This window comes from Acidimicrobiales bacterium, assembly GCA_035546775.1.
Lineage (GTDB): Bacteria > Actinomycetota > Acidimicrobiia > Acidimicrobiales > JACCXE01 > JACCXE01.
This window is the reverse complement of the sequence record DASZWD010000057.1, coordinates 92,302-103,205: the sequence shown is the minus strand read 5'-3', so window position 1 is coordinate 103,205 and position 10,904 is coordinate 92,302. Positions and strand designations below refer to the sequence as shown.

Annotated in this window: 14 protein-coding genes; 5 read left to right on the top strand and 9 right to left on the bottom strand. The window is 69.4% G+C overall.

What is annotated here, in order from left to right; all coding sequences use genetic code 11:
• Positions 1–3 precede the first annotated feature (3 nt).
• Entirely contained in the window at positions 4–564 is a 561-nt protein-coding gene (locus tag VHC63_14455) for a hypothetical protein (protein ID HVV37807.1), read from the bottom strand.
• Between the two features lie 182 nt (positions 565–746).
• Here VHC63_14455 and VHC63_14450 point away from each other — a divergent pair, with 182 nt between their 5' ends.
• Complete coding sequence (locus VHC63_14450; GenBank protein ID HVV37806.1) at positions 747–1,280, top strand: TIGR03086 family metal-binding protein; 534 nt, start codon at positions 747–749, stop codon at positions 1,278–1,280.
• Between the two features lie 6 nt (positions 1,281–1,286).
• Here VHC63_14450 and VHC63_14445 read toward each other — a convergent pair whose 3' ends face one another.
• Positions 1,287–1,697, bottom strand: a complete 411-nt coding sequence (locus VHC63_14445; GenBank protein ID HVV37805.1) for a VOC family protein — start codon at positions 1,695–1,697, stop codon at positions 1,287–1,289.
• A 130-nt stretch (positions 1,698–1,827) separates the two neighbouring features.
• Here VHC63_14445 and VHC63_14440 point away from each other — a divergent pair, with 130 nt between their 5' ends.
• Entirely contained in the window at positions 1,828–2,592 is a 765-nt protein-coding gene (locus tag VHC63_14440) for a PIG-L family deacetylase (protein ID HVV37804.1), read from the top strand.
• Here VHC63_14440 and VHC63_14435 read toward each other — a convergent pair.
• The 3 genes from VHC63_14435 to VHC63_14425 form a co-directional block, all read right to left on the bottom strand.
• Positions 2,589–4,196: an MFS transporter gene (locus VHC63_14435; GenBank protein ID HVV37803.1), complete on the bottom strand. Its 1,608-nt coding sequence runs from the start codon at positions 4,194–4,196 to the stop codon at positions 2,589–2,591. The two genes, VHC63_14440 and VHC63_14435, sit on opposite strands and share 4 nt — an antisense overlap.
• Positions 4,197–4,223: 27 nt before the next feature.
• Positions 4,224–4,871 (bottom strand): GAF and ANTAR domain-containing protein, encoded by a 648-nt coding sequence (locus tag VHC63_14430; GenBank protein HVV37802.1) that lies wholly within the window; start codon positions 4,869–4,871, stop codon positions 4,224–4,226.
• Positions 4,872–4,964: 93 nt separating this feature from the next.
• The gene (locus VHC63_14425; GenBank protein HVV37801.1) at positions 4,965–6,470 is read right to left on the bottom strand and encodes a carboxylesterase family protein; all 1,506 of its coding nucleotides are present in this window, start codon (positions 6,468–6,470) and stop codon (positions 4,965–4,967) included.
• A gap of 61 nt (positions 6,471–6,531) precedes the next feature.
• On the opposite strand from VHC63_14425, the gene VHC63_14420 reads away from it, so the two are divergent.
• Genes VHC63_14420 through VHC63_14410 form a run of 3 tightly spaced genes read left to right on the top strand, consistent with a single transcriptional unit; the run spans position 6,532 to position 9,181 of the window.
• The gene (locus VHC63_14420; protein ID HVV37800.1) at positions 6,532–6,753 is read left to right on the top strand and encodes a hypothetical protein; all 222 of its coding nucleotides are present in this window, start codon (positions 6,532–6,534) and stop codon (positions 6,751–6,753) included.
• A complete protein-coding gene (locus VHC63_14415; protein ID HVV37799.1) occupies positions 6,722–7,525 on the top strand; it encodes a hypothetical protein in 804 nt (267 codons plus the stop codon). Before VHC63_14420 ends, VHC63_14415 begins: the two co-directional genes overlap by 32 nt.
• 9 nt (positions 7,526–7,534) lie before the next feature.
• Complete coding sequence (locus VHC63_14410; GenBank protein ID HVV37798.1) at positions 7,535–9,181, top strand: RecQ family ATP-dependent DNA helicase; 1,647 nt, start codon at positions 7,535–7,537, stop codon at positions 9,179–9,181.
• On the opposite strand, the gene VHC63_14405 is transcribed toward VHC63_14410, so the two are convergent.
• From VHC63_14405 to trxA, 4 genes are all read right to left on the bottom strand, one after another.
• A complete protein-coding gene (locus tag VHC63_14405; GenBank protein ID HVV37797.1) occupies positions 9,178–9,411 on the bottom strand; it encodes a hypothetical protein in 234 nt (77 codons plus the stop codon). The two genes, VHC63_14410 and VHC63_14405, sit on opposite strands and share 4 nt — an antisense overlap.
• Before the next feature lie 11 nt (positions 9,412–9,422).
• Positions 9,423–9,977 (bottom strand): hypothetical protein, encoded by a 555-nt coding sequence (locus VHC63_14400; protein HVV37796.1) that lies wholly within the window; start codon positions 9,975–9,977, stop codon positions 9,423–9,425.
• Positions 9,978–10,049: 72 nt separating this feature from the next.
• Entirely contained in the window at positions 10,050–10,487 is a 438-nt protein-coding gene (locus tag VHC63_14395; GenBank protein ID HVV37795.1) for a heme-binding domain-containing protein, read from the bottom strand.
• 26 nt (positions 10,488–10,513) lie between these two features.
• Positions 10,514–10,876 (bottom strand): thioredoxin, encoded by a 363-nt coding sequence (gene trxA / locus VHC63_14390; GenBank protein HVV37794.1) that lies wholly within the window; start codon positions 10,874–10,876, stop codon positions 10,514–10,516.
• Between the last annotated feature and the right edge of the window lie 28 nt (positions 10,877–10,904).

Here is a 10,904-nt window from a genome sequence, read left to right as displayed (position 1 = left end):
CCGCTAGCGGCGCGAAGGGAACAGCGTGCGGTGTTGTTTGACGAGGCGCAGGACGACGCCCACGAGGATGAGGTCGACGGCGATCGCGAGCAGGCCGGCGATATCCGCACCCGTCGTCGCGAACACGCTGCCGTTGGTGGACGACCCCGTGGCCGACGATGCCCCAGACGACCCGCCAGTGGCGTCGAGCGTCTGACCGAGCACCGCCACCGTGGGCGTCGTCGTCGGGTTGCAGTTACACACGATCGAGGCTTGGACTGTCCGCGGCTGCCCGTCGGCACCGACGCCTTCGAGAATCAGCGTGTGCAGCCCGTTCTCGACGTTCGGCACGCGGAAAGTGAAGTCGAGATTGCCATTGGCGTCGACGGGATGGGATCCGAGGTCGACGGGGTCGGAGTGGAACGTGGCGTGGACCGAGCTCAGCGGCAGCCAACCCGTCGAATGCACGGTGATTCCGTCGCGCGGGCAGGTCGGTGTGGTCGACGTGACGAGGTTGCCGTTGGCATCGCGCAACTCGATGCTCGAGGTCAACGGATAGTTGGTCTGGGCCGCCGCGGGCGTCACCGCGCCCAAAAGCAAGAACAGACCGGCCGTTACGCCGATAAGTACGTGTCTGAGACAAATCCGCCGCGTCGTCGTGTCGCTCCTCACTGGACTAGTTCAACGAGTTCACGGCGATTTTGACGCGCAACTCATACGCCAGATTTCGCCCGTTGGCTCCCATTGCGCGCGGGTAAAACCTCTGCATGCCACCAGAACTGCTCGATCTCTATCGAAAGGCGTCGGTGTGGGCCATCGAGAAGGTCAACGGCGCCCACGATCTCGACGCCGCCACCCCGTGCGACGAGTGGAACCTGCGCACGCTCCTCGACCACATGCTCGAAACCCAGCAGTACTTCGCCGCCACCGCGGAGGGCCGCGAGGCCTCGCCGCCGGCGCCCACGCCACCGGCGCAGATCAGCGACGACCCGGCTGCCGATCTGACGGCGGTGCGCGATGCGATCGTTGCGAGCTACGCCGACGCCGACGTGCTCGCGAACAAGGGCTTCGGACTCGGCGCCGCTGCCGGCGACTTCCTCATCCACGGCTGGGACGTCGCGCGCGCCACCCAGCAGGACGCCACCATGCCGCCCGACCTCGCCGAGGGCGTCTTCAATTTCGTCTACGGGCAGTTCACCGCCGAGAACCGGCAGGGCGTGTTCAAACCGGAGATCCCCGTCGCCCCCGACGCCGACATCCAGACGAAACTTCTCGCCTACACCGGACGCCGCGCGGCGTGAGTCCGCTCAGTCGGCCGGACAGCACACCTCGAGTTCCATCCCGTCGGGGTCGCGGAAGAACAGCGACCACTCGTGACCCAACTGCTGGATCTCCCCGACTTCCTGGGCGCCGGCGTCCTTGAGGCGCTGCTGCACCTCTTCGAGTGTCGCCTTTGAGTCGACGGCGAGGCCGAAGTGGTCGACGGCGCCGCGGTGGCCCTGCCTCCGGCGCTCACCGATGATGTCGTCGGCCGCGACTTGGAAGATGTTGAGCGCGGCGCCGCCACCGAGGTCGACGATTTTCATCCACGGGTGGTTGTCACTCTTCTCCACCTCGTAGGTGACAGTGGCGCCGAACGCCTGCTCGTAGAAGCGCACCGTCAGGTTCATGTCGGTGGTCAGCGTCGCAACGTGGTTGAACCCTCGCGTGATCGGCATGCACGCGACGGTAGCGACTCAGCGCATCGCGACGGGCTGCTCATCCTGCTCGATGCCTTCGTTGGCGACGAGAAATGCGATGGTCTTTCCGGCGACATCGTCAGTCGCCGCGCGTGGCAACCTGACGGCGATGAGCTTCGCCGACTGGGCCGATCTGCCGGGTGACGACGTCCTCCAACGCATCGTCGTCGTGTCGCCGCACTTCGACGACGCCGTGCAGGGGGCTGGCTTGCTGCTGGCGCGGCATCCGGGCGCGACGGTGCTCACCGTCTTCGGCGGCCCTCCTGCCGCGTACCCCGATCCGCCCTCGGAGTGGGATGCGCTCGGCGGATTCGCGTCGGGCGACGACGTCGTGGCGCTCCGGCGCGACGAAGACGTCGCGGCGTTGGCGGTGGTCGGTGCGGCGCCGCGCTGGCTCGATTTCGTCGACCATCAGTACCTCGACGCCGCGGCGCGCGCGACCGCCGACGACGTAGCCGCCGCGCTGCGCGTCGCCCTCACGGACCTGGCGCCCACCGCGATCTTCGTGCCCTTCGGCCTCGGCAATCCCGATCACGACCTCACGCACGCCGCGGCGCGCTTGCTCCTCGACGAGTTCGGCGACGTCGCGTGGTACTGCTACGAAGACGCCGGCTACAAACACATCCCCGGGCTGCTGGCGTGGCGCATCAGCGCGCTGTTCCGCTCGGGTTGGTGGCCCACACCGGCGGTCGTGCCGATCGACGACGACCTCGCCCGCCGCACCCGCGCCCTGCAGGCGTACGCCTCGCAGATTCCGCCCCTCCAACGAGACCACCTGCTCGACGACCGCCTCGACGCCAACCTCGGCGAGCAGCACTGGCGCCTCGCTCGCCCGCTCGCAGGATGGGAAGGGCTGAGCGAACTCCCGGGTTAAGAGGCCGCACTCGGCTGCGCCAGCTGGCCGGGGTGGGCGTCAGGCGGGATGTTGGGCACCAGCATCGACAGCAGCGCGCCGATGAACACGACGGTGGCGGCGAAGCCGGCGGCGGGCACCGAGCCGTCGGCGATGCCACGGCTGACGATGCCGCCGATCTCCGGGTTCGCTCCGGAGCGGGTAGCAGCGGAATCGAAGTTGCTGACGTTGTCGACGATGCCGGCCTGCGCCTGCGGTGACAGGCCCGGCACGGACTTGAGGTCGCCGCGGATGTGCGATCCCGCCTGCGAAAGCAGGATGGCGCCGATCACCGCGATGCCGAGGGACGTGCCGACCTGGCGCACCATGCCGGCCGCGCCTGACGCCGAACCCGCTTTCTGCGGCGGGATGTCGCTCAGCACGACGTTGGTCAACTGGCTGGTGGCGAACCCGATGCCGATGCCGTGGAGAACCAGCGCCGGCAGCAGCGACAGGAACGTCGTGTGCGGACCGAACGCGATGGCGTAGCCGACGATGCCAGCCGCCTCGAAGAACAGACCGACGGTGATGACATACTTCGGCCCGTACCTGCGGCTCAGCAGACCACCGATCCAGCCGCCGCCGAAGGCGCACGCACCCGCGGGCAACAGCCACGTCCCGGTGCGGATGGCCGACAGGTGCAAAGACGCCTGCATGAAGATCGGCAGGATGAAGAAGGCACCGAATTCGCCCATCGCCAGCACGAGCGTGTTGATCAGCCCGTAGCGGAACCCGCGGTGCACGAGGTCACGGAAGTCGAAGATGACGGGCTTGCCCTGCTCGGCTCGGCTGTCCTCCAGCACCACGAAGAAGGCGAGGAACGCCGCGCCGGCGAGGATCGACCACGGCACCGGTGACAAACCCAAGACGCGCGTCGATGTGATCGCCTTCACCGCGCCGTAGCGCGCCGCCTCGATGATGCCGAACACGACACCGAGGAGCCCGAGCGTGACGACGATCAGCCCCGGTATGTCGATCCCGCCGCCGCGGTCGTCCCTCGACTCGCGTACGACGAACACGGCGGCGAGCACCGCGGCCGGAGCGATGATCACGTTGACCCGGAACGCCCAGCGCCAGGAGTAGTCACTGGTGAGGATGCCGCCGATGTAGGGGCCGAGCGCTCCGGCGCCGCCGGCGACTGCGCCCCACACCGCGAACGCCAGGCCGCGCTCGCGTCCCTGGAACGTCGCCGAGATGATGGCGAGGGTGGCGGGCAGCATCATCGCCGCGCCGACGCCTTCGATCAGCGACTCGCCGATGAACAACTGCAACGCCGAGTGCGACACCGACGCGAACGCGGAGCCGCCGGCGAAGAGCAAGGCGCCGATGAAGAACAGCTTCCGGCGGCCGATGACGTCGCCGACGCGACCGAAGCTGATCAGCAGCGACGCGAACGCGAGCGCGTAGCCCGAGATCACCCACTGCAACGCCGAGACGCTGGTGTGCAGCTCGCGCACGATCGTCGGCACGGCGACGTTCACGATGGTGTTGTCCAGCACGATGATGAACAGCGACATCGACAACACGAACAGCGCGATCCACCGCTTCGGATCGGGCGGCGCGTCGGTAGCTCCGGGCCAACTCATGCCCGGCATCCTGTCAGGCGCGCCGGGTCAGGCCGTGTAGCGCCGCACGATGTCGGTGGCGACGTCGCGCAGCTTGCGGTTCTCGTGCTGCGACTGCTCGACGAGCGTCTTGAAGGCGTCGTCGGGATTGCACTGCCGCGTCACCATGATGATGCCCTTGGCCTGTTCGATCGTGGCCCGCGACGCCATCGCCTCGCGCAGCTGGTCGGCGAGTGCCTTGTGTTGGAAAAGAGCGGCAGCCACCTGGCCCGCCAGGCTGGCGTGCCCGGCGATGACCTCGGCGAGGGACACGTCCTCGGATTCGAACCGGTCCGTTTGGCGTGAGTACAGGTTCAGCGCGCCGATGAGCTTCGCCTCCGACGTCAACGGCACCGACAGCATGCTGCGGAGGCCGAGCTTGGCGGCTCGCGGCATGTACGACGGCCATCGCGCCTCGGCGGTGGCGTCGCGCACGCGGAACACGAAACCGCTGCGGGCGGCGTCGAGGCAGGGTCCTTCTCGTTCGACGAACTGTGTCTCGTCGAGCGTGCGGGCCCACTCGTCGCTGGCGGCGGCCGCGTGCGGGCCGGCCTCGGAAAAGGAAGTAAGCGAGGCGCCCTCCGCGCCGGGAACGCTCTGCACCGCGATGGAGCAGATCTCGTCGAGGGCGGACGGCAGGTTTTCGTGCCGGAGCACGACCCCGCTGAGCGCGGCTAACTGCTCGAACGCTTCATCGGGTAGGCCCATACGTTCTGTCGTGCCCGGGCGGGGCCTGCCGCAGTCCGCCGGCTAGCGAATGCCCTCCCACAAGGCGCGTTCGTCGCCCGCCGGATCGTCGAGCAGCCCGGGGGTGTCGCTGCCAAAGCGCCGCGTGGCGCGACGGTCGAGGTCGTAGCGCTCCCAGGGCTCCTTGCCGGCCGCGATGTCGATCCACGCCCCGTTCGTTTCCTTCGCGAGGGCGCGCTCGCGCTCACCGATCTCACCCACGAGACCGTCGACGCCGCGCTTGTGCACGTTGTCGAACACGAACGGGATCTCGATGGCATGACAAGCGCCGAGCGCGCCGCCGAATGCCGTCGACTTGTGGCCGAACTCGTACAGGTAGACGTCGTCGCGTTGCGTCGCTTGTGCCTCGAGCATGCGGATCGCGGGAATGCGGAAGATGAAGTCGGTGACGATGGCGCTCCACACGTCGTCGGGCGACTGACCCGGACGGTTGGCGGTGTAGGCGTCGACGATGTCCGCGCCGCGGTCGCCGAGCGCGCCCTGGGCCCGCGTGCGCAGCGCGTCGGTGTCGAGCGGCTGGCTGGCGGCGCGCAGCATCGCCCCGAACAGCTTGAACTCGTCAGTCGTCGTGCCGGTGACGACGCGCACGTCCGCCGCGTTGCCGCCGCGGATGGCCTCGATCGGCGCGACGGGAATGGTCGGCGTGTCGATCACTGGCTGGAACGGCAGCCCGGCGCTCGAGAGACCCACGCCACCGCTCTGCGCCCGTAGGTTCACCGCCGCCTGCGCCGCCATCAACGTGTCGACGTCGACGGACAGCAGCGCGGCGGGGTCGGTCGTGCCGAGTTCGGCGAGCACGAGGTTCGTGATCTCGGCCGCGTGGTCGCGGCTCGACGCGTTCTGCGCCGCACCACTTTGCGCGATCGCGGTGGTGAACAGGCCGCGGGCGCGGGGTGAGCCGAGGATGCAGCCAATGCTCATGCCGCCCGCCGACTCGCCGAAGATCGTGACGCGCTGCGGGTCGCCGCCGAACGCCGAGATGTTGTCGCGCACCCACTCCAGGGCGGTGATCTGATCGCCGATGCCGGCGCTGCCCGAGTCGGCGTACGCATCGCCGAGCAGACCGCTGACGTCCATGAACCCAAGGGCGCCGAGGCGGTAGTTCAACGACACCACCACGACGTCGCCGTTGCGGGCGAACGACTCGCCGTCGTACCACGGCACGCTCCCCGACCCGCCGACGAACGCACCGCCGTGGATCCACACGAGCACGGGACGGGCACCGTCGAGGCCGGGCGTCGTGATGTTCAGGCTCAGGCAGTCCTCGCCTTGACCACCCATCTGGCCGCCGAGCGCCGACTCGAGCGGCGACGGCGGCTGCGGCGCAGCGGGGCCGCGGCGCGTGGCGTCGCGCACGCCGTCCCACGGATCGACGGGCTGGGCGGGCAGGAAACGGTTGGCGCCGGCGGTACTCGCCGCGAACGGCACCCCACGGAACTGGAGAACTGCCGGTCCCCGCTCGGTGAGCTCGCGCCCTTCGATCTTCCCGGCCGTCGTCGTCGTAATCATTCGCGTAGGTGTAGTCGATGTCACGCGTTACATGCCGCCGCGCGACGGGTACTCGTCCAGGGTGGAAACCACACCTGGAACCACATCAGGAACGACCCGCCGCGGCGTCGAACTCCGCTTCGGGTTGCGCGCCGTCCTTCTGATCGTGGCGATCTTCATGTTCGTGCTCGCCGTCATCCTCGACGCGAACGCCTTCGACGTCGCGATGATCGGTCTCGCCTGTCTCTCCGGCTCGATGTTGGTGAACGAATTTGGTCTCGACGGACGACCACCCGGCGACTGAGGACCTCGGCGATCGGTTCCGGCTCGGAGCGTGGCGCTTCGACACGCCGATCGTCGACGTCTACGACGGACGCGACCTGCGCCTTGACCGTCCCGTTCAGGTGCGGCTGCTGAAGCCGGTCGTCAAGCGCAGTCCTGACGCCGCGGCGCGCTTCCTCGCGGCGGCACGAAGGGCAGCGGCGGTCGTCGATCCGCACCTCGTGGCCGTGTACGACAGCGGCGAGATCGGCGGGCGTACGTGCATCGTCACCGAAGCACCGACGCAGCGACTCTCCGAAGCGCGGCGCTCGCTGTCACCCGACGAACTGGCGCGCGTCGCTGCCGACTTCGAAGCGGGGTTGCGCGCCGCCCACGCCGCGGGACTCGTCCACGGCGCCATCGACGACACCGCATTGCTCGTGGACGACGACGGCACCGGCAAGCTGGCCGACGCCGGCATCTATCCCGCGTTCGCCGGGGTTGTGCCGCGGTCGCCGCTGGCCCAGACGGAACCGCCGAGCGTCGAGGGCGATCGCCGCGCCCTGGCGGCTCAGTTGACGATGCCCATCGCCGCAACGCAGACGACCGCCACGATGGAAGCGCCGGTTCCGGCGTCGCCGCTCGCGACGCGACGGCGACCGCCGGCGCGTTCCGCCATCGCCTGGTTGGTAGCCGCCGCGGCGATCGCCGGGCTGGTGGTCGTTTCCCTACGCGACGACGACCCGCCGACACCGGGCCGCGCGGAGCCCGCAGCGCATCACACCGATCTGCCTCCCGAGATCCCCGGGCGCTGAACGCTCGTCGTGGCCGTCAGCGACGTCGACCTCGACGAGCTCGCGCGCGCCGCGCTCGACCTCGACCGGCTGCGCGCCGGGCAGCGCCGCGCCGCGGCCGCGGCGATCGCCGGTCGTGACGTGCTGGCGGTGATGCCAACGGGCTACGGCAAGTCGGCGGTGTACAAGCTGGCCGCGGCGGCGATCGACGGGTGCACCGTCGTCATCTCGCCGCTCGTGGCGCTCCAGCACGACCAGGTGACCGCCCTCGCGACCGAGGCGGCCGGTGCGGCGGCCGAGGTGAACGCCAACGTGAGCGAGAGCGAGCGGGTGCGCATCTTCGACCGCCTGGCACGCGACGAACTCGAGTTCGTGTTCCTCGCGCCCGAACAACTCGCCCGGCCGGACACGCTCGACGCGTTGCGCGCCGCCCAGCCGTCGGTGTTCGTGGTCGACGAGGCGCACTGCATCAGCGCGTGGGGTCACGACTTTCGTCCCGACTACCAGCGCCTCGGCGACGTCATCGACGCGCTCGACCATCCCGTCGTCATCGCGCTCACGGCGACGGCGGCGCCCCCGGTGCGCGCCGAGATCGTCGAGCGGCTGCACATGCGCGATCCCGAAGTCGTCGTGCACGGCTTCGGGCGTCCCAACATCGCGCTGTCCGTCGAGCACTTCCGCGACGGCGACGACAAGGACGCGAGCGTCATCACCCGCACCGGCGAGCTGGCCGAGAGTGGCCGCGCCGGGATCGTGTACGTCGCCACGCAGAAGCGCACCGAGGAAGTCGCCGCCGCACTCACGGATGCCGGGACGCCGGCGGCGCCGTACCACGCCGGGCTCTCGCGGCGACGCCGTGACCTGGCGCATCACGCGTTCCTCGACGGCCGCATCGACGTCGTCGTCGCTACTACCGCATTCGGTATGGGCATCGACAAGCCCGACGTGCGTTTCGTGCTGCACGCCGACATCGCCGAGTCCGTCGACTCGTACTACCAGGAGATCGGCCGCGCCGGCCGCGACGGCAAGCCGGCGGAGGCGGTGCTGTTCTATCGCCCCGAGGACTTGTCGTTGCGGCGCTACTTCGGGGCGAGTGGTTCGGTTCGCGCCGCAGACGTGCTGGTAGTCGTCCACGCCGCCAAGCAGCGCGGACGCGTGACGGTCGAAGACATCGCGGCGCGCACCGATATGTCCGCCCGGCGAGTGACGCGCGTGCTCAACAAGCTGGCCGACGTGAATGCCGCGACCGTCGACACCTCTGGCACAGTGAAACTGCGCCGCGGGCTGTCGGCGCCCGCGGCGGCCAAGGCCGTCGACGACCTCGAAGCGGCGCGGCAGGACTTCGACCGGTCGCGCATCGAGATGATGCGCAACTACGCCGAGGCCCGCGGCTGTCGCGTCCGCTTCGTGCTCACGTACTTCGGCGAGACCTTCGACAAGCTGTGCGGGCGCTGCGACAACTGTGTGTCGGGCCGCAGCCAACAGGAGGCGGCCGCGGTTCGAAGCCCCTTCCGCGCCGGAGCTCGCGTGGCCCACGCCCAGTGGGGCGAAGGCCAGATCATCCGCGCCGAGGCCGACGTGCTCGTCGTGTTGTTCGACGAGGCGGGCTACCGGAACCTGTCGCTCGAGCTGGTGCTCGCCGGAGGGCTGCTCACACCGCTCGACGAGTCGCGCTAGGCGCCGCCCAGGGCCACCAGCAATTCGTGGGCGCGCCGCCGCAAGCCCGCCGCGATGTCATCGGCGACGAGCGGCGCCACCGCCTCCGCCAGATCGGCCACCAACGCTGCGAGACGCCGCACCTCCTCCGACGGCTCGTCGACCTTGATGTGCGAGAAGGGGAACGCCACATTGATGCGTGTGCCGTTGACGACGGACTTGTCGCCCTTTGTTTCGCCGGGTGACTCCATGGTCTGCACTCCTATCGGGTTTGGCGCGCGTAGGACGCAACGCCGGTGACCCGCCACCACGCCGCGGTCGCGCCCCGCACTTCGTCGCCGGCGAGCACGGCGGCGCGTCGCACGCCGGGCACGACCGCGTAATCGATCGACGAGCGGTAGCTCACCAGCGCCAGCACCCACCACAGCGCCCGCACGTATGCAAGCGCGAGCGCGGCGCCGTTCCACTCGTAGACGCCGCGGTATAGGCCGTTCTCGTCCGCGGCGACCCACAGCTTCGACACAAAGCCGGGGAAGCCGACGAACAACGGCGTGTTGAGCAAGCTCTCCGCCCGGAACAACGCGTGGCCCCAACCGCGCACGCCCCGCAGGCGGAACCCGACGACGAGTTGCACCACGTCGTCGCCCGCCGCACCCTGAACTTGCGTCTCGCGGTACACGCGGCCGGTGGTGCCGTCGGCGAAGTGAAGCTGCGCGCCGACGTTGTCGCTGGGTTGCACGATCTCGCGCCGCACCAGCAATACGAACGTCTGCGTGACACACCGCGCCAGCGCCCGGACGGCGTCACGCAGAGGCAACGGGTTCTCCACCGGACCAGCGAACGCCGTCGGACCCCCCGCCGGTAGGGCTGAAGGTCCCGGCCGACCGACCTACTTCGTGCAGCCGAGGCGCGCCGTGGCGGTGAGGCCGTCGGCGAGTTGCTGGCGTTCCGTGGCCGTCAGCTTGGCGTCGGGGTGCAGGCCGAACCACGTGTAATACGACGGCGGCATCGAGCCCTCGCGGACCGTTTCGGGTCCTTCGTGGCCGCCCTCCCGACCGCGCCCACACTCCGACACGTTCAACGCGGCGCGCCCGTCCTCGACGTGGTGGTTGATCCACCACGACACCGGCGCCACTTTCTCGTACCAGCGCGGCCGCGTCTGATTGCTGTGGCAGTCAGCGCAGGCGGCGGCGAAGAGTTGCTTCGTGCGCGCCGAGTCCCAGTTCGGCTCGGAGACAACGGGGTGATTCTTCACGCGAAACGGCACCAGCTGCGCCAGCGCGAACAGCGCGACAGCGAGTAGCACCAGCTTGGCGAGGCGCGTCACGACGCAGAGCCTCGCGCGCGGGCGAGCTAGCTGCTTCGCGCGGCGATCGCCCGGTGGACTTCTTCCATGTCGAGCGCCCGCGCCTGGGCGATGAGGTCGTCGAGGGCGGCGGCGGGCAGCGCCCCCGGCTGGGAGAAGAGGAGGACGCCTTCGCGGAAGAGCATCAACGTGGGGATCGAGCGGATGCCGGCGGCGCCGGCGAGCGCCTGTTCGGCTTCGGTGTCGATCTTGCCGAAGACGATGTCGTCGTTCTTCACGGCAGCGGCTTCGAACACGGGAGCAAACATGCGGCACGGCCCGCACCACGACGCCCACCAGTCGACCAGAACGATGTCGTTGTCGCGAATAGTCGGTTCGAAGGTTTCGGCGCTCAGGGCAACGGTGCTCATAGGCATCTCAACGCTCTTTCGCCTTGTG